This is a genomic window from Amycolatopsis sp. 505, assembly GCF_031625235.1.
In the GTDB taxonomy this organism is placed as follows: domain Bacteria; phylum Actinomycetota; class Actinomycetes; order Mycobacteriales; family Pseudonocardiaceae; genus Amycolatopsis.
This window is the reverse complement of record NZ_JACKQP010000001.1, coordinates 1,330,588-1,348,975: the sequence shown is the minus strand read 5'-3', so window position 1 is coordinate 1,348,975 and position 18,388 is coordinate 1,330,588. Positions and strand designations below refer to the sequence as shown.

Here is an 18,388-nt window from a genome sequence, read left to right as displayed (position 1 = left end):
CAGGTTGCCGGGACGTCACGCTTATCCTTGACCCCGTGTTCGCTATCGCGCTGGTTCCGGTCGTGCTGGGTCTGCTCGTCGGTTTTGGTGGGTTCCTCGGGTTCCGCGAGCGCTTGACGCGCGAGGGCGGCACCGGGGTGCGCACGGAAGCGGCGCTGCGCAGCGAAGAGGCGTTCAAGCTGGCCAACCGCGTCGCGGGCCTGCCGACCATGGCCGGGGGCGCGATCGCCGTGCTCACCGGGCTGGCCGGGCTGGCCATGCCGACGACCGGTGGCCTGGTCTCCGCCGCGCTCGCGGGCGTGCTCGCGATGCTCGTGCTGGTCATGGGCGGTGGCGTGCTCGGCAACCGGGCCGCGCTGACCGTGCCCGCCCCGGCGCCGGCGGCGCCGGCCGGCTGCAGCGGCTGCGCGTGCGGCGCCGGCGGCTGCGGGGTCTTCAAGAAGGACGACGCCTAATTCCGCTGGAGGTCGCCCGGGTGGGTGGCCAGCAGCGCGAGCGGGATGCCTTGACGGCGCAGGACCTGGCTCCACAGGTCGCCGTCCGGCGAGGCCAGGATGTCGCTCGGCAACGCGGGCACGATGACCCAGTCGTCGCGCTCGATCTCGCCGGCCAGCTGCCCCGAGTCCCAGCCCGCGTACCCGGCGAAGACGCGCACGCCGCGGACCTTCGGCACCAGCGCCTCGGGGTCGGTGTCCAGGTCGACCAGCGCGACCGGGCCGCGGACCGCGATCACGCCCGGCACGCTCGCCGCTGTCTCGCCGGTGCGCAGCGCGGCCAGGCACAACGCCGTCTTCTTCTCGACCGGACCGCCGACGAACACGGCCTGCGGCTCGGCGACGTGCCCGCCCCAGTTCGGCAGCACGTCGTGCACCGCGACGTCGCTCGGCCGGTTCAGGACCACGCCGAGCGTGCCCTCTTCGCGGTGGTCGATGACGAACACCACGGTCCGGCGGAAGTTGGGGTCGACCATCGTGGGGGCGGCGACCAGGAGCGTTCCCGGTTCAACCTCGGCGTCCGCTGGCACGCGACCCATGATCCCACCCCTGGCCCGGCGAATTACTTCGGCTCGGGAACAATCGCCCCACGAGCCCCGTTTGAAACATGTGGCCGGCGCACTCCGTGTCCCCCGGGCTCACTGAAGAACCGCCTTTGTGGAATACCGTCCGGCTGGAGCCACACTGCGCATAGCCGCCGAGAGGCGACCTCAGTGTGCCGGCCACCCAGATCTCTTGACCTGCGTCCCACGACCGGGCCTTAACCTTGACTCCGTGACGATCAGCGCCCGGACGGCGACCGCGCGAAGAGGCCCTCGGGAGCTGCTCAAGGACCCGGACTTCCGGCGTCTGCTCTTCACCCGCTTCGCCGCGAGCTGGGGCGACGGCGTCTTCCGCGCCGGCCTCGCGGGCGCTGTCCTCTTCAACCCCGAGCGTGCCGCCGACCCGCTGGCCATCGCGGGCGGGTTCGCCGCGCTGTTGCTGCCGTACTCGGTCGTCGGGCCGTTCGCCGGCGCGCTGCTGGACCGCTGGGACCGGCGGAAAGTCCTGATCTTCGCGAACCTTCTGCGCGGGCTGGCGATCGTCTGCGCGTCCGCCGCCGTCGGATTCGGCTTCGGCGGATTGGGCCTGTTTTCGCTGGCCCTGGCCGCGGAAGGCATCTCCCGCTTCATCGGTTCGGGGCTTTCGGCCTCCCTGCCGCACGTGGCGGAAGAAGAGAGTGTCGTGACGGCGAACGCCTTCGCGACGACCCTCGGTTCGGTGGTCGCCGTCATCGGCGGCGGCTGCGCGATCGGCTTGCGGGCGCTGTTCGGCAGCAACGACGTCGGCTCGGCGGAGACCACGGCGTTCGCGGTGCTCGGCACGCTGGTCTCGGCGCTGATCGCGCGTGGCTTCGCCCGCGGCGTGCTCGGCCCGACGGTGGTCGACGAGCCGACGAACCCGGTGCTCGCCGTCGCGCGCGGGCTGGCGGACGGTGCCCGGCACGCGTGGCGCGCGCCCAGTGTCACCGCCGGGTTCATCGCGCTGTTCGCCCACCGGGCGTCGTTCGGGGTGTCGCTGCTGGTCACCGTGCTCCTGATGCGCAATTACTTCACCGACCACGGCGTCTTCCGCGCCGGCCTGCCCGGACTCGGGCAGATGGCGGTGCTCGCCGGAGCCGGGCTGCTGCTGGCCGGGCTGCTGACCGCGCGGCTCATCCGCCGGTTCGGGCGGCTGCGCGCGGTGCTCGGGTCGCTGCTGCTGGCGGCGATCGCCCAGTCCGCGCTGGGCCTGCCGATGCTGCTGCCGCTCGCGCTGGCCGCGTCGTTCGTGATCACCGGCGCGGGGCAGGTGCTCAAGCTCTGCGTCGATTCGTCGATCCAGCTCGACGTCGCGGACGAAGCCCGCGGCCGGGTGTTCGCGCTGTACGACACGCTGTTCAACATCACCCAGGTCGCGGCGGTTTCCCTGGGCGCACTGGTGGTGCCGGACGACGGCCGTTCGCCGGGCCTGCTCATCGCCGCGACGGTCTGCTACCTCGTCGGCGGAGCGGGGTACGCGCTCGCCCGGCGGCGTGCGATTCGCTGACGCAAACACCCGAACTGGTCACGAGGACTGCTCCATTGGCATTAGGGTGACGGCAAGTCATTAGTAGGTTCGAGGGACACCGGGGGCACCTGTGACCACCGCGGGCGACGACCGTGCGCAGCTCGAAGCACGCAATGCCGCGATGAAGGACCGGATGGACACCCTCCTGGAGAACTTCGAGAGGCAGACCGCGCAGCTGCGCGACGCCCAGGCCGCGGCCGCCGAAACCACCGCCCAGGTGAGTTCCCCCGACGGGCTGGTCCGCGCCACCATCGACGCCGGCGGCAGCCTCGCGAAACTCGAATTCGCCCCGAACACCTTCGAGCGCACGACGCCCGCGCAGCTCGCGAACACCGTCCAGTCGCTGGTGCGGCAGGGATCGTTGCAGGTCAAGCAGAAGATCGCGGACCTGATGGCGCCGATCACCGAGGGGCTGCCCGACCTGTCCGACCTGGTCGAGGGTGCGCCTTCGCTGGCCGGGCTGGTGCCGCCGATCCCGGAGTTCCTGGACGAGGAACCGCCGCCCGCCCCGCGGCCCGAGTCGTTCGAAGACGGCGGCTCGATCCTGCGCAACGAGCAGGCGCCGCCGATGCCGGCCCCGAAACCCGCTCCCAAGCGCGTCCGCCCCCCGCGTGACGACGACGAGGAGCCACCGTCGTCCTGGATGACGAGGGGCGACTGATGCCGGACGGGGGTTCCGGGTTCACCGCGGAGCCGGACGCGGTCGTCCGCGCGTCGAACGGCCTGGTGACGGCGGCCGACGCGCTCGACAACGCGGCGAAGGCGCTGCAGTCCGCGCTCGCCGCGCAGGGCGAGTGCTGGGGCGGCGACGAGTCCGGCAAGGAGTTCGCCAAGGACTACGTGCCGGGCGCGCAGGGCGCCGTCGAAGGCTTCACCAACCTCGTCGCGGGCTTGCGGGGGATGCAGCAGAACGTCGCCAGGTCGATGAAGGCCCTTTCGGGGGCCGACGAAGACGTGACGTCCCAGCTCGGCAAGGGGCAATGACGCGTGGGTATGGAGATGCCCGACGCGGTCAAGTGGCTGCTGCCGATCGTCGTCGGGGAGAGCTGGCCCGAAGGCGACGAGACGAAGCTGCGCGCGCTGCGGGACGCGTGGCACACGGCGTCGTCGGCGATCGGGCCGGTGTCCGAGACGGGCAACCAGGCGGCGTCCGGCATCCGCGACAACTGGACGGGTGACGGCGCCGACGCGTTCGCGGAGCAGTGGAAGAAGTTCGTCGAGGGCGACGAGGCCTACTTCAAGCAACTGGCCGACGCGGCGAAGGCCCTGGGTGATTCGTGTGACCAGACGGCGTTGGACGTCGAGTACACGAAGTACATGATCATCATTTCCCTGATCGTCCTGGCGGCCCAGATCGCGGCGATGATCGCGGCGGCGGCGGTGACGTTCGGCGGCTCGACGGCGGGGATCGCGCCGGCCCAGATCGCGACCCGGATGACCGTGCAGATGCTGTTCCGGCAGCTGCTGGAGAAGCTGGCGCAGCAGGGGTTCAAGCAGGTCGCGAAGGAGCTGCTGGAAAAGCTGCTCAAGCAGGGTCTCAAGAAGATCGGGATGGAGATCCTCAAGAACGAGGCGATCAACCTCGGCATGGACGCGGGCATCCAGGGCCTGCAGATGGCGAAGGGTGACCGCAAGGACTGGGACTGGTCGAAGACCTCGGACGCGGCGATCTCGGGAGCGGTCGGCGGCGTCGTGGGAGCGGCATCGGGATCGATCGGCCGCGGGGCGACGGAGGGGCTTTCGCACAGCGCGAGCGGCCAGGTCGCGGACGCGGCGATGCGGGCCGGGGCGCGGGGCGCGGTCGAGGGCGTGGCGCAGACCGTCGGCCAGGCGGCGGTGACCGGGGATCTGGGGTCGTTGACGCCGGAGCAGCTGCTGATGGGCGCTTCGAGCGGGGCTGTCGGGGGCGCCGTCGGGGGCGCGAAGGAGCAGCTGCACTCGGTTCACGAGGCGAACATTCCGCGGGCGGACGCGGATGGGGACTCGGGTGGGTCCGGTGGGTCGGAGTCTCGGTCGGGTTCGGAGCCTGAGTCTCGGTCCGCTTCGGAGTCTGAGTCTCGGGGCGAGTCTTCGTCGGAGCCTGAGTCGCGTCGTGAGAGTGCCTCCGAGCCGGAGTCGCGAGGTGAGGAGCCTCGGCAGGATGCCTCCTCGGCGCCGGAAACGCGTCGGGAAGCCTCGGGCGAACCCGAGACGCGCAGCGAGCAACCACGCCACGAGGCGGCATCCGCGCCGGAGTCGCGAGGTGAAGAACCTCGCCGCGAAACCTCCTCGGCATCCCCCGCGGAACGCGAGCAACCACGCCACGAGACGGCATCGGAATCACGCGTCGACGAACCTCGGCGCGAGGCACCGCCATCGTCGCCGGAAGCGCGGACGGCGGCCGAGCCGGAGGTCCGGCGGGAGCCCGGCCCGCCGCAGCGCGCGGAGAGTCAGCCGGCCGCGTCGCAACCGGCCGCGTCGCCGCCGGCCGCCGAGCACCGCGCACCGGAGGCGTCCCGGCCGAGCGTGGACCAGCAGCCGGAGCACCGCGAGGCACCGGCCCCGAGCCACCCATCGCCGGCAGGCACGTCACCCCAGGGCGGCTACGGAATGGCCCAGCCTGGCTTCGCCCCGGAGCCGGGCCGCCAGAGCGGCGGACGTCCCCAGGACAACGTCGGAGCGGCCGGCTTCACCGGCGGCCCGAGCCAGCCGTTCGCGGCGGATGGGGGGCCGTTCCCGAACGGACCGTCGCCGCAGCAGGCACCCCCACCGGCTGGTTTCACGCCCCCACCGCCGGGTGGGCTGCCGAACGGTGGCGGAGTGGGCGGCCCCGGTCCGCGGCCATCCGGGTCGCCGGCCGGCGACCAACCACGACGGGTTCCGCCGCCGGACCCCCGCCGGATGCTGCAGGGCGGTCAGCCGCCGAGTGGGTATCGCCCAGGGGGCCAGCCCCCGCAAGGCGGCCGGCCGCAACTCGGTGGCCAGCCGCCGCACGGCGGGCAGCCGCTTCAGTCCGGTGGACAGCCACCGCACGGCGGGCAGCCCGCCCCACCGCCGCACGGCCCGCAACCGGGTGGCCAGCCTCAGCACGTCACGCAGCCGGGTGGGCAACCGCCGCACGGTGGGCAGACCGCTCAACCGCGGCACGGGGTACAGGCGGGTGCCCAGCCCAGGCACGGTGGGCCGCCGGTGCCATCCGGCGGTCAGCCGCTTCACGGGGCGCAGCCGGGTGGGCAACCGCCGTTCAACGGGCAGGCACCTCGGCACGGCGCGCCGCCGGCTCACCCCGGTGCACAGCCGCAGCACGGAAGGCAGCCGGGCGGTCAGCCGCCGCTCGGTGGGCAGCCGCTTCAATCCGGTGGGCAGCCACCGCATGGGGGACAGCCCGGTGCACAGCCGCCGCTTGGCGGGCCGACGGGTCAGCTCGGTGCACAGCCGCTTCACGGGGCGCAGCCTGGCGGGCAATCGCCGCTCGGCGGGCCGGCGAGTCAGCCCGGTGCACAGCCACTTCACGGGGCGCAGCCCGGTGGGCAGCCGACACCCGGCGGGCCGGCGAGTCAGCCCGGTGGGCAATCGCCGCACGGCGGGCCGGCGGGTCAAGCCGGTGGGCCGCCGCTTCATGGGGGGCAGGCGCCGCTTGGGGGGCAGGGCGGTTTGCCGCCGCATTCGGGTTCGCCTGGTTCTCAGGGTGGGCCGCCTTCCTTGCCGGCTGGGGGGCGTCCGATTCATGGGGGCGGGCAGGGGCCGCAGGGTGGGGTGCCTCCTCAGGATCCGCGGCGGGTGCCGCCTCAGGGTGGGCAGCGGCCGGCTGGGTATCCGCATCAGCCTCGGGGTCCGCAGGGGCCCGGGCCGCACCCGGGTGGGCGGCCGCCGATGCCGCCGCCGCCGGGACGGCCGCCGCATGATCCTCGGCTGGGGCCGGTTCGGCCTGCTGGGCCGCCTCAGGTTCCGCCGCCTCGGTTCGGGCCGCCTCCGGAGCACCTGCCGCCGCGGGGGCCGTTCGAACCGCCGCGGACGGGGGAGCAGCCGCGGCCGGCCGAGCACACGCCGCAGCCGATGGGTGAGCAGTCGCCGGTGGGCGAGCAGTCGCCGGTGCGGGAGAGGCCGGTCGCTGAACGGCCGGATTCGCGTACGCCTGCGCCCGCCGAGCAGACGCAGCCCGGCACCCCTGGCGACCAGCGGACGCCCGCTGACGGTCGGCCCGCGGACGGAAGCTCGCCCACGGCCGAGCGCGAGCCTGCCCGGGAACGCCCCGCCGAGCAGCCCGCCGACGAGCGGACGGACCAGCACGCACCCGGGCAGGAGCGCGCCGACGAACGGGCCCCGGCCGCCGAACAGCGGACGGCCGGGGACGAACGACCCGCCGACGAAAGCTCGTCCACGGCCGAGCACAGCACGACCGCCCAAGAACGGCCGATCGACGACACTGCCGCCGGGCACGAGCGGTCGGCAGAGCAGGCCTCCGACGAACCGCACGCGCCCGGGCAGGACCACGCAGGCGAACCACAGGACGCAGGAGCTCACGAGCGGCCCAGCGAGCAAGCCACCGCCGGGGGCGCCGAGCCGGTGACCTCCGGCCAAGAACCGTCCGCAGCTCACGACTACGGCCTGGACGAGCCCTATCTCACCGATCCTCGATTCCACACCGACGATCCCGCCGGAATCAGGCGGATCGAGGACACCTTCATGGACTCCGCGCACCACAGCCGGGTCGATGGCGAGTGGCGGCACGAACAGGTCCGGCGGGAGGCGCTCGCCAAGCGGGACCTCGCCCATCCCGGCATGTCCGATGCCGGGGCCGTTGCCGTGCACGCCTACACCCGGTACGAGATGGTCGGCCCGCTCAACCACGCCCTCCGGATGGGCGGGCCCGAGCTTCCGCACCTCGCCCCGCAGGCCGCCGCGCTGGTCTCCGGGCTGAACGAGCTCCCGCCGCACGAAGGGGTCGTTTCGCGGCGGGTCGACTTCAAGGGCGATCTCTCGCGGCTGCAAGCCTTCCTCGCCCGGTTCCACGACGGTGCGCACATCACCGAACCGTCGTTCCTCAGCTCCTCGAAGGTCGACGCGCAGCACCCGCGCAGCAAGTTCCCCGGCGAAGTCGAGATGCGGATCCAGTCCAAGACCGGGCGGGACGTCGAGGACCTGGCCAGCATCAAGGACGAGCACGAAGTCCTCTTCAAGGCCGGGACGCAGTTCAAGATCACCGGCATCGAAGAAGGCCCCGGGCACCCCAACGCCAACCCGCGTCAGCCCGGCGAGCCGCACTACATCGTGCACGCCGAAGAGGTCGCGCCCGGGGAGCCGGGACACCTCGGTGAGGCCGATGCCCGCGAGGCGATCGAGCAGCGCCGGGCCGAGGAACGCGCCGACGAAGCACGCCGGCAGCGCGAAGCCGACGAAGAGCTCGAGCAGTTCTACGCCGAGCACCCCGAATACAAACCGAGCGGTGATCTGGCCAGCAAGCTCAACGCCTTCGACCCCCCGGGTGCCGAACCGCTGCCCGAACGCCGGCCGCCCGCCACCGGGGAGCCGGAAGGGGGGTGGGCGCAGCTCGCCGAACCGCTCACTCCGGGCGGTCAGCCCGTGCTGCACGCCGGGTCCGTCGAGACGCCGCAGCAGCACGCTCGCCTCGTGCGGGACGCCGTTCCCGAGCTCGGTGCGGTCAACACCCGCAACCACTACAGCCCGGACGGCCTCGAGAACGGTTACCGGACCAACGCCGCCGAATCGATGGCCGCCTTCGATCGGCGGATGAACGGCGAGGACGTCGTGGCCGGCCCGGCTCGGCAGGAGGGCCTGGGCGAACAGTTCGGTGGGCCGTGGGACAGCCGCGGCAGCTTCGACGACGTCGCCCGTGACCTCGGCGAACGTCCCGTCGGCGCGCGGACCGCCGTGGCCTTCGAGCTGCCGAACGGGGAGTCGCGGCTCATCGCCGGCGTGCACACCGAGCACGGGGTGCTCTTCGCCGACCCCGTCACCGGGCGGCTCGCCGAACTGCCGCACGACGCTACCGGGATCCACACCCTGCCGCTCGGCGGCGGGGACGCTCCGCCGCACCACGTCGTCGAGAGCGCGCCGATCAGCGACCGGCTCAACCCGCCGTCCGAACGCGTCGTGCACGACGAGGGCTACCTCTTCGACCGCGAGCACCGCGGCATCCCGGCCGACCACGAGAGCATCCGCCGGGCGGTCGGCGACGAGGACATCTACCAGCAGGTCCACGACCGCGCGCTGGCCCGCCGGGACGCCGCCGGGCTGCCGGTCACCGACGAGGGTGCCGTCGCGCTGCACGGCTACACCCGCGGCGAGTACGCCTACGACGTCAACGAGGCCCTGCGCCGCGGGCCCGGCCACCCCGGCTTCGACCTCGCGCAGCAGAACACGCGCGCGATCATGGACGGCCTCAACCAGATCACGCCCGAGTCCGGCGAGACCATCCGCGCCTACGACGTCGGCGGCGACCCGCATCTCGCGGACATGGTCGCCAAGCCGTACGAGCCGGGCTCGGTGATCGTCGAGCCCGCGTTCTCCAGCGCGTCGATCAAGACCGACGAGTTCTCGACGTCGAAGTTCGGCGACGACATCGAGCTGCACGTCCGGTCGGACAACCTGCGCGACATCTCGAAGCTCGCCGAGAACCCGGGCGAGCGCGAATCGCTGTCGCCGCCCGGGACGCAGCTCCTGGTGCACGAGAAGCGGCTGGAGATCGGGCCGGACGGCCGCCGCAAGTGGGTCATCGTGGCCGAGGAGATCGGGCCCGGCCACCCGCGCTACCTCGAACCCGAGGCGGCGCGCGAGAAGATGGCCGAGCGCCGCGCCGAGAACGACCACAACGCGGCCGAGTTCCAGCGCCGCAAGCAGGCCGCGATCATGGAACGGCTCGGCGGCCTCGGCGAGCCGGAGCACGTCACGCCGCAGCCGGAGCACCAGTCGGTCCACGACGTCCAGGACGCTCCCGCGGCACCGCCGCCGCCCCCGGTGTCGGTGCACGACTACTCGCGGCTGGCCCGCGCCACCAACCCGCCCGCCGAACCCGCCATCCACGCCGGCGGGACGACGCCGTCCGAGCGCGCGGCCTACGTCCACGACCGCCACCCGCACCTGCGCGACGTCAACCCGGGCTTCCACCAACCGGGCGCCTTCGAAAACGGCTACCTGACGAACTGCACCCGGGGTCCCGAGGCCTACATGGACCGGCAGCGCGGCGGCGACATGACGGCCGAGCCGATCCTGCCGCACGAAATGGGCAGCCGCGGCACGCTCGAACACCTCGAGGGCCGGTTCGGGGAGACCTTCTCCGAGCGCGGCAGCTACGACGACGTCATCCGCGAGATGCGGGACAAGCCGCTGGACCACCACGCCGTGGTCGCGGTGAAGTACCCGGGCCCGAACGGCGTCGAGTACGGGCACGTGGCGATGGTCGTGCACACCCGCGAAGGGGTCGCGTTCATCGACCCGCAGTCCGGCGACCTGATGCACCTGCCGCAGCCCGCGACCAGCGTCAAGCTGATGCACATCGGCACGCCGGACGAGGTGCACGCCCAAACCGAGCACAGTCAGACCGAGCACGAGGCGCACGGAGGCTACGGGGCCGCGGAGCCGGTGGGCGCGGACCGCTTCCTCGGCCGCGAAGACCTCCAGGCCGCGCTGGCCCACCCGGACCTGGCGAACGCGCACGTCGAAGCCAAGGACGAGCTCGGCCGCGCCCACGACCTCGGCCCGCTCAAGGACTACCTCGAAGCGCAGCTGCCGAACCGGCCCGAGCTGGTCCGGCTGCTGAGCGACGAGGCCAACGCCTACATCGCCGACTCGCTGGCCAAGCGGCCGCTCGCGCTGGGCAACCTGCTCGCGCACGACGAGGCCGTGCGGATCTTCGAGGACTCCCTGCGGGACGTCCACGAGCAGCGGGAGCACGGCACGCTCCCGGAGGAGATCCCCGCGGAACCCCAGCGCCTCGAGCTGGGCGAGACCGAGCGGCGGCTGTCCGGGGAAGCGACCGCGGACAACGCCCGGTACGAGGACGCCGACCGCCGTCAGCCGCCCTACCCGCGGGAACACCTCGGCAACGCGACGGAGTTCAAGAAGTACCTGGACGGTGTCTACGAACGCGCGGAGGTCGCGATGGCGAAGCTGCGCGAGGTCGTGCCGGAGATCGCGGCCGAGACCGAAGGCGAGCCGGACCTGCGCAAGACGCTCAAGGGCCGGGGCCGCGCCGAGGACAAGATCGAGTCCAACTACGGCGGCGACCCGTCTCGGCTGACCGACATCGCCGGTGGCATCGTCCGCTTCGACCGGATCGAGATGCTCTACGCCGCCCTGGAGAAGATCCGGGCGCGCGACGACATCGAGATCGTCGAGTTCGAGGACCGGTTCGTGAAACCGCAGCCCGCCGGGTACAGCGACCTGCAGATGAAGGTCCGGATCGACGGGCACGTCGCCGAGTTCCGGTTGCACCTCAAGGCGGTCGACGCCGTCTCTGCCTACGACCACGCGCTCTACGAGGTCCGCCGGGACATCAAGGCCCGGGCCGTCGACGAAGGCCCCGGACCCGACCCCGAGACCGGGAAGAAGCGGCCGCGGCCGTACACCGTGGAAGAGCAGGCCCTGATCAACGCCCTGCTGAAGCGGGAGCGGGAGAAGTTCTGGGAAGCGCTGAACAAGAGGCCCGAGCAATGACGATCGAGACGCCGGCGTACTTCCGGCACCACGACAGCCCGTACCGGCTCGACAAGACGGCCGACGGCGGGCTGGCCGGCTCCATCCTGAGCCTGCGGACCGGGCGGTTCGTCGAGGACAACGACAAGATCGACGACGTCCTGTTCGCGCAGGCCGGGGACATCGGGACGCTGACCGAGCAGCAGTTCGTCATCCGCACCGAAGACCTGCGACGGGACTACCTCCGCGGCGGGGGACCGATTTTCGCCCTCTACGACACGATCAGCGCCATGCACTCGGTGGCCCGCGAGGAGGGGCGACCGCTCAGCCGCGAGGAGGCCGCGCTCAAGGTTTCGCTGTACCGCCGTACTTTCCGGATGTGGGAGGACGAGTTCGCGCGTCTCGACGCCGGCGAGCCGCCGACCTTCGGCTACACCTCGACGTTGGCGCAATGATTCACGTGGAACATCGACTTTCAGCTGACGAGCAGCGCACTCTCCTGGTGCGCCTGGGAAAGCTCGTGCGCGAGCATCGCGTCAACGCCGAGGTGCCCGCCGTCGCCGACTTCCGGCAGGTCGGGAAGCACACCGAGACCGCGGGCCACAACACGGCGGTACCGGACGAGCTGGCCGGCATCTTCACCGAGCTGCGGGCCGGGATGTACACCGAAGGCCGCGGCACCTGGCTGCAGGCGCGGTTCGCCTTGAACCCCGACGGCAGCTTCGACTTCGACTTCGCGCTCGACGACGATCCGGTGTGGACCGAGGCACCCGAGCCGGCCGCCTGGCCGGAGGAGCTCGCCGCGTTCCCGCGGGCCGACGAGCACATCCCGGACTGGTGGCGGCTGCGCGCACAGTTGCCGCTGGGCGTGGTGTTCCGGCACGCCGACGTCGGCGGCCCGGACGTCGAGCGGCCGCCGCTGACCGACACCGAGGTCCCGCTCGTGCTCCAGTACCTCGAGCGCGAGGCCGTCGTGCACGAGACCGAGGACGAGCGCTTCCACACCGACGGCACCTGGATCTGGTCCGACGCCGTCCCGCTGCTGCTCGCGAAGCACGGCGTGCCGCCGGAGCCCGACCTCGTCGCGCACATCCGCCGGCACCACTTCCAGCCGCCGTACGTCGAGCCGCTGGTCCGGCGGACGGCCGAGGCGGACCTGCTGGGCAAGCCGCGGCCGAAGCCGGGCCGCGCCGACGTGAAGAAGACCGCCGGGGACGTCGTCGCCGAGCTGGAGACCACGCCGGACCCGCAGCTCGACGACGAAGAGCTGCTGACCGTGCTGGTGCAGCGGCTCGGCGAACACGGGGTGTGGCCGGAGGCGTACCGGGTCGGCGAGCGCGCCGACGGCGCCTGGTGCCTCAACTACACGCCCGACGGCTGGGAGGTCGCCGCGTACACCGGCGGGAAGCCTCGCGAGCCGAAGTACTTCGCCCGGCTCGAGTACGCCGCGCAGCAGCTGCTGGGCGCGTTGCTGCTGCACCCCGCCCGGATGACCGCCGGGCACGAAACGCCGCTGGAAACCGCGAAGGAGCTCGACGACTGGCCGGTGCACCCGGCGCCGGGTGAGCCTCCCCTCACCCTGCTCCGCAACAAGCGCATCACCAGGCTGGTGGCGGGTACGGTCGTTCTGCGGTTCGGCGAGGAACCGGGCAATCTCGTTCACCACGGCGAGGTACGGTTCGCCACGACGTCGCTGCCGCTCGAACGCGAGCGGGTGCGGCGGAGCTACCGGCTCAGACGCCCCCTGCACGTGATCACCGGCATCACGGTCCCGTGGGCGAACCTGCCGGGTGGCGCGGTGGCCTTCGTGCTGCCGAAGACGATCGCCGAGCACGAGTCCGACGGAAGCCTGGAGAGGATCGAGTAGGTGGAAGCGGCGGAAGCGATTGCCAAGGTCGGCCAGTGGCTGCGCGCGGTGCACGGCCCGGACGTCTCCGGCCCCGCCGGGCTGCGGGTGGACACCGAGAAGGTGCTGCGCATCCCCGAGGGCTGGTCGGTGCCCTACAACACCATCGCGTTCCTCGACGAGGGCCGGCCGGAGAAGGAGATCTTCCCGCCGCCGTCGGTCGTCGTCCGCGAGCCGGACGGCGAGCTGCGCCAGGCGCACCCGCACCCCGGCGGGCTGTCCGTGCCGGTGGCGTTCCCCGGCCAGGAGAACTGGCGCGAGGTCGTCGACCCCGAGTACGTCAAGGCCGGGCTCGGTGAGCTGGGCGTGCCGCTGCAGGCCGTCGCGGGCTGGGTGAAGGTCGACGCCGACGGCAACCAGACCGGCGAGGAGCGCGAGAACCCCGAGTACAAGGCCGGGCCGATCCGCCGCGGCTACCCGAAGCCGGAGAACACCCTGGAGACGCTGCTGTCGTTCGGCAGCGTCGGCTGGCTGACCCGGGAACTGCTGCTCATCGGGCTGATCCGGTGCGAGGTGTACGTCCCGCTCGACCTGGAGACCGGCAAGACCGACCGGTTCTACTTCGCCGAAGAGCGCAACGAGCTCAAGGTGTTCAGCTCGACCCGGCACCTGCCTTCGCGCGAGCACGGCTGGTGGAAGGTCGACGTCGCCACGCTCGCCGAGTTCGAGCACCCGCCGAACCTGGTCATCAACGGCGGCCCGACGACCATCGAGGACGTCTCCAGCGGCGAGCTCGCGGAGATCGTCCAGCGGTTCCCGCGCCACGAGCCGCGCATCGACGTGCACGGCCGCTGCCCGGAGGCCGAGGAGGACCTCGTCCGGGTCGCCACCGAAACCGCGTCCCGGATGGGCCTGCCGGATCCGGTGAAACCGCCGCTCCTGGCGGCCGAGAAGGCCCGGCGGCGCGGCTTCGAGCTGACCGCCGAGGAGTGCGCGAAGACCGTGCTCGGCGAGTCCTGGCTGAAGCGGCTGAACATGCCGGAGCCGCCGCGCAGCAAGCCCAACGACCTGCGCGCGAACGGCCTGGCCCCGGCGTACGACAACGCCGGCCGCACGGTCCCGCGGCTCGACACGTTCGGCAAGTACTTCGAGCGCGACCTCGACGGCTTCCGTTACGGCTGGCAGCGCGTCACGGGCGCGTACGTCGGCTTCGCGCTCGGCGAGGCCCTCGGCGCGGCCGTCGACCGGATGATGCTGCACGACATCCACGCGAAGTTCGGCATCGAGGGCGTCACCGACCTGATCCCGGCGTACGACCAGCCCGGCCGGATCGGCTCGCTGACGCAGCGGCTGCTCTTCTACACCGAGGCCGTCATCCGCAGCCCGCACCGCGAGCAGCCGGAATCCCGCGAAGCCGAGCAGCTCTTCCCGGACGTCGTCCGCGGGGCGCTGCAGCGCTGGCTGCGCACCCAGGGCGCGCCGATGGACGCCATCGACGGCTGGCTCGTGCAGGTCCCGGACCTGCACGCCCGGCGTGACATCGACGACGCCGAGCTCAACGCCTACCACCAGCTCGCGACCGGGGCGGCCGGTGCGCCGCCGATGAGCGGCCCGGCCGCGCTGATCCCCGCGTTGCCCGCCGCGCTGACGATGGCCGGCCCCGGCAGCGGGCTCAGCGGCGGAGCGCGGCAGGCGGTGCGCGAGCTGGCCGGCGTCACCCACCCCGACGAGCAGGACCTGACCGCCGCGACCTACCTGACCTGGCTGTTCGAGCACGCGCTGACCAAGGAGGCGTTCAGCTTCCCGATCTGGAACACCAGCCGCGAGGTGCTCAACCCGGACAACCAGTTCCAGCAGGGCCCGGAGTGGACGGCGATCAAGGACCTGGTCGCCGAGTCGGTGCCGTTCTTCGGCGAGCACGGGCTACCCGACCTGCGGATGCCCGAGCTGATCGGCGACGGCAAGACGACGCTGTCGGTGCTCGGACGCGCCTTCGCCGCGTTGTCGGGCTTCGAGAATTACCCGGAGCAGGCGCTGCTTCGCGCGGTCAACCACTCCGGCCGCAGCGCGCTCACCGGGGCGATCGCCGGGGCGCTGCTCGGGGCGCGCACCGGGATCCCCGGGCTGCCGCAGAAGTGGGTCGACCAGCTGGAGCTGCGGTACCTGGTCGAGAACGTCGCTTCGGACGCCTACTGGCACTTCGACCGGCACTCGGCGCTCAGCGCGCTCGGCGACGTCTGGATCGAGCGGTACCCGCGGCATTAGCGCGAGGATGGGGAGAATGGACGAAGAGGAAGCCGTCGCCCGCGCGCGGGAGTGGCTGCGCACGCAGCCCGGCGGCGACCGGCTGCGGATCCGGCCGGAGTTCACCGCGCGCCGCCCGGACGGCTGGCGCTTCACGGTCAACACGGCCGGCTACCTGGACGGCACCGACATCGGCGCGGGCCTGTTCCCCGGCCCGGTGGTCGTGGTGCCGGACGAAGGCGAGATCGGGTACGACCGGGCGGCGATGGCGAGCACGCCCGCCGAGGCCGAGTGGCGGCCGGACGTCGACCCCGAGTTCGACGAGAAGGCGTTCCCCGAACTGGACCTCCCGGTGCGGGCCGTCCGCGGCTGGACCAGGGCGAACGGCGAGTACCGGAGCAACGAGCAGTACACCGCCGGCCCGGTCTGGCGGGGCTTCCCGGCTCCGGCGACCGACGCCGGGAAGCTGCTGAACTACCTGGCCGCGAACTGGATCACCCGCGCCGAATTCGTCCGCGCTCTCCTGGAGTGCGAAGTGCTCGTGCCGTTGCTCGACAACGGTGAGCCGCTGGTGCGGCCGGTCCCGGGCAAGGACGAGCGCGAAGTCATCGCCTACAGCTCGTCGGCGAAGGTGCCCGGGCGGTACCCGCGCCGGTGGCGGGTCCTGGTCCGGGAGCTGCCGGCGGGGTCGGGGCTGACGCTCGACCCCGGCACCGCCCTGGTCCGCAGCCTCACCGCCGCCGAACTGGGCACGACCGGCGAGCGCCGGCCCATCGTGGCCGAGCCCGCGCCGGAAGCCGGGCCCGAGGTCGCCGCGGCGCTGCCCGCGCTGGTCGCGGAGTTCGGCGTCGAGCCGCCCGACCTGCCGGCCCGGCACCTGCGGTACGCCCTGGACCACGCCCGCGACCAGCACTTCGAGCTGACGCCGGAGGAGTGCGTCCGGTACCTGCGCGGGTTCGCCTGGCAGTACCGCAACGGCGTCCGCCGCCGGGCCGGCCAGGAGCCGGAATGGCCCGCCGACCTGGGCGCGAACGGCCTGATCGCGCACGTGGACGAAGACGCCCGGCCGCGGCCGGTGCCGTGGACGTTCGGCAAGTTCTCCGCCTTCGGGACGCCGCCCGACCGCTTCGCGTGGCACCGGATCGTCGGCGCTTACGTCGGCTTCGCGATCGGTGACGCTCTCGGCGGCGGCGCGGACCCGGCGAGCTCCCTGCCGCTGGGCGGCCTGACGCGGCACCTGCTGTTCCACACCGACATCGTGCTGCGCGGCCTGCCGCCGGTGCCGACCGGCGAAGTCCCGGCGACCCTGCCCGAACCGGACCCGGTCGGCTGGCTCGCCGTCGCGACCCGGCACGCCGGCCCCGCGCCCGCCGAGTTCTCCGCGCTGCTGGCCACGGCGCTGGCCGCGACGCCGGCCGGGGCGGTGGCGTTGGCCGACGTCGACGGCGAGCGGTACGCGAAGGACGTCGCCCGCGAACTGACCGGCAGCGCGGCCGGCGCCGAGGTCACCGAGGGCGTCGAGCTGCTCATTTCCCTGTTCCAGAGCCTGCTGACGCGGGAGCCGTTCGCGCTGCCGGTGCACGTCCGCCTGCACGAGGTGGGCGGCGACCTGGCGGCTTCGACGCTGGCGCTGCGCGCGGACCGCGACGCCGACGACGTGACGCAGCTGGAGTCCATCGGCGACGGCCGGAGCGTCCGGTCGGTGCTCGGCCGCGCGCTGTTCGCCGCGGCCAAGCGCGGGTACGACCCCGAGGCCGCGATCCGGCTCGCCGCTCGGTCCGGGCCGGTGGCGGGCGCGATCACCGGTGCGCTGGTCGGCGCCCGGGTCGGCGTGCCCGGCCTGCCGTGGGTGCCGTCGCTGCCCGACCTCGGCCTGCTCGAAGACGTGGCCAGTGACGTCTTCTGGTACTTCAACCGCAACGGCCTCCGGACGGAGACCGCCGAGCACGCACGCTGGGAGCGCCGGTACCCGAGCGGCCGGTTCACCCCGGAACCGGAGGGACCGGACTTGCGATCGCGACTGCGGGGCAGCCTGCTGGCCGGGGCGATCGGCGACGCGCTGGGCGCGAAGACGGAGTTCGACTCGATCGACCGGATCCGCGAGATCGCCGGACCGGACGGCATCACCGACTTCATCCCCGCGTACGGCGGCGTCGGCCGGATCACCGACGACACGCAGATGACGCTCTTCACGCTCGAAGCGCTGATCCGGGCCCACGCCCAGCAGCGGAAGACCGGGTCCGCGGACGTCGTCCACTCGCTGCAGATGGCCTACCAGCGCTGGCTGCACACCCAGGGCGTCACGTGGGACCGCGCTCGCGGACCGCAGTCGGCGGTCGAGGCGGCCGACGGCTGGCTGATCACCCACCAGGACCTGTTCAGCCGGCGTGCACCGGGGCTGACCTGCTTCGGCGAGCTGGAGGCGTACGGCCGCTCGGGCGTCCGGGGCACCATCGACCGGCCGGTCAACAACTCGAAGGGCTGCGGCGGCGTGATGCGTGCGGCGCCGATCGCGCTGTGGTCGGACGACCTCGCCGAGGTGTTCCGGCTCGGCGCCGAAAGCGCGGCGCTGACCCACGGTCACCCGAGCGGGTATTTGTCGTCCGGGTGCTTCGCGGTGCTCATGCACGAGCTCCTGCACGGAAAGCCGCTGCTCGACGCGGTCGCGACCGCGCGCGCGGAGCTCGTGAAGCACCCGGGACACGAGGAGCAGAGCGCGGCGCTCGACGCGGCCTTGGCGATGGAGGGCCCACCGACGCCGGAGAAGCTCGAACGGCTCGGGCAGGGCAACGTCGGCGAGACGGCGTTGTCGATGTCGGTGTACGTCGCACGGGTGACCTCGGACGCCGACTCGGCGTTGCTCGCGGCGGTCAACCACAGCGGCGACAGCGACTCGACCGGTTCGGTCTGCGGCAACCTCGTCGGCGCGATGTACGGCGAGGAAGCCCTGCGGAAAAGCTGGCTCGACCGGCTGGAACTCCGCGAAGTCATCGTCGGCCTGGCGGACGACGCGCTCACCGAGTTCGGCCCGGATGCGCCGGGCGACGACCGGTGGTTCGCTCGGTACCCGGTCGACTAGGTT

At 72.7% G+C, this 18,388-nt stretch carries 11 protein-coding genes; 9 read left to right on the top strand and 2 right to left on the bottom strand.

Going from position 1 to position 18,388, the window contains the following annotated elements; translation table 11 throughout:
• The first annotated feature begins 35 nt into the window (after positions 1-35).
• Positions 36-455 (top strand): SdpI family protein, encoded by a 420-nt coding sequence (locus tag H5965_RS06535; RefSeq protein ID WP_310968375.1) that lies wholly within the window; start codon positions 36-38, stop codon positions 453-455.
• On the opposite strand, the gene H5965_RS06530 is transcribed toward H5965_RS06535, so the two are convergent.
• Complete coding sequence (locus H5965_RS06530) at positions 452-1,033, bottom strand: YqgE/AlgH family protein (protein WP_176173866.1); 582 nt, start codon at positions 1,031-1,033, stop codon at positions 452-454. The genes H5965_RS06535 and H5965_RS06530 overlap by 4 nt on opposite strands.
• A 235-nt stretch (positions 1,034-1,268) precedes the next feature.
• Here H5965_RS06530 and H5965_RS06525 point away from each other — a divergent pair, with 235 nt between their 5' ends.
• From H5965_RS06525 to H5965_RS06515, 3 genes are all read left to right on the top strand, one after another.
• Positions 1,269-2,561, top strand: coding sequence for an MFS transporter (locus H5965_RS06525; protein ID WP_310968374.1), 1,293 nt, complete (start codon positions 1,269-1,271; stop codon positions 2,559-2,561).
• A gap of 91 nt (positions 2,562-2,652) precedes the next feature.
• Complete coding sequence (locus H5965_RS06520) at positions 2,653-3,243, top strand: YbaB/EbfC family nucleoid-associated protein (protein ID WP_310968373.1); 591 nt, start codon at positions 2,653-2,655, stop codon at positions 3,241-3,243.
• Positions 3,243-3,566, top strand: coding sequence for a WXG100 family type VII secretion target (locus H5965_RS06515; RefSeq protein ID WP_310968372.1), 324 nt, complete (start codon positions 3,243-3,245; stop codon positions 3,564-3,566). The genes H5965_RS06520 and H5965_RS06515 overlap by 1 nt, the downstream gene beginning before the upstream one ends.
• A gap of 248 nt (positions 3,567-3,814) precedes the next feature.
• Here the strand turns inward: H5965_RS06515 and H5965_RS06510 are convergent, their stop codons facing one another.
• The gene (locus H5965_RS06510; RefSeq protein WP_310968371.1) at positions 3,815-4,111 is read right to left on the bottom strand and encodes a hypothetical protein; all 297 of its coding nucleotides are present in this window, start codon (positions 4,109-4,111) and stop codon (positions 3,815-3,817) included.
• Positions 4,112-6,617: 2,506 nt separating this feature from the next.
• Between H5965_RS06510 and H5965_RS06505 the strand changes: the two genes are divergently transcribed.
• The 5 genes from H5965_RS06505 to H5965_RS06485 are packed head-to-tail and all read left to right on the top strand — an operon-like array spanning position 6,618 to position 18,385.
• Complete coding sequence (locus H5965_RS06505; RefSeq protein WP_310968370.1) at positions 6,618-11,237, top strand: toxin glutamine deamidase domain-containing protein; 4,620 nt, start codon at positions 6,618-6,620, stop codon at positions 11,235-11,237.
• Positions 11,234-11,671 (top strand): hypothetical protein, encoded by a 438-nt coding sequence (locus H5965_RS06500; RefSeq protein ID WP_310968369.1) that lies wholly within the window; start codon positions 11,234-11,236, stop codon positions 11,669-11,671. Before H5965_RS06505 ends, H5965_RS06500 begins: the two co-directional genes overlap by 4 nt.
• A complete protein-coding gene (locus H5965_RS06495) occupies positions 11,668-13,083 on the top strand; it encodes a TNT domain-containing protein (RefSeq protein WP_396136867.1) in 1,416 nt (471 codons plus the stop codon). Before H5965_RS06500 ends, H5965_RS06495 begins: the two co-directional genes overlap by 4 nt.
• Complete coding sequence (locus H5965_RS06490) at positions 13,084-15,327, top strand: ADP-ribosylglycohydrolase family protein (protein ID WP_310968367.1); 2,244 nt, start codon at positions 13,084-13,086, stop codon at positions 15,325-15,327.
• 16 nt (positions 15,328-15,343) lie between these two features.
• Entirely contained in the window at positions 15,344-18,385 is a 3,042-nt protein-coding gene (locus H5965_RS06485) for an ADP-ribosylglycohydrolase family protein (RefSeq protein ID WP_310968366.1), read from the top strand.
• Positions 18,386-18,388: the final 3 nt, after the last annotated feature.

What these genes read in the sequence shown, in the direction of transcription:
- H5965_RS06530 (WP_176173866.1), bottom strand. Translation starts at nt 1,033, where the DNA reads ATGGGTCGCGTGCCAGCGGACGCCGAGGTTGAACCGGGAACGCTCCTG.
- H5965_RS06515 (WP_310968372.1), top strand. Translation starts at nt 3,243, where the DNA reads ATGCCGGACGGGGGTTCCGGGTTCACCGCGGAGCCGGACGCGGTCGTC.
- H5965_RS06505 (WP_310968370.1), top strand. Translation starts at nt 6,618, where the DNA reads ATGGGTGAGCAGTCGCCGGTGGGCGAGCAGTCGCCGGTGCGGGAGAGG.
- H5965_RS06500 (WP_310968369.1), top strand. Translation starts at nt 11,234, where the DNA reads ATGACGATCGAGACGCCGGCGTACTTCCGGCACCACGACAGCCCGTAC.
- H5965_RS06495 (WP_396136867.1), top strand. Translation starts at nt 11,668, where the DNA reads ATGATTCACGTGGAACATCGACTTTCAGCTGACGAGCAGCGCACTCTC.
- H5965_RS06485 (WP_310968366.1), top strand. Translation starts at nt 15,344, where the DNA reads ATGGACGAAGAGGAAGCCGTCGCCCGCGCGCGGGAGTGGCTGCGCACG.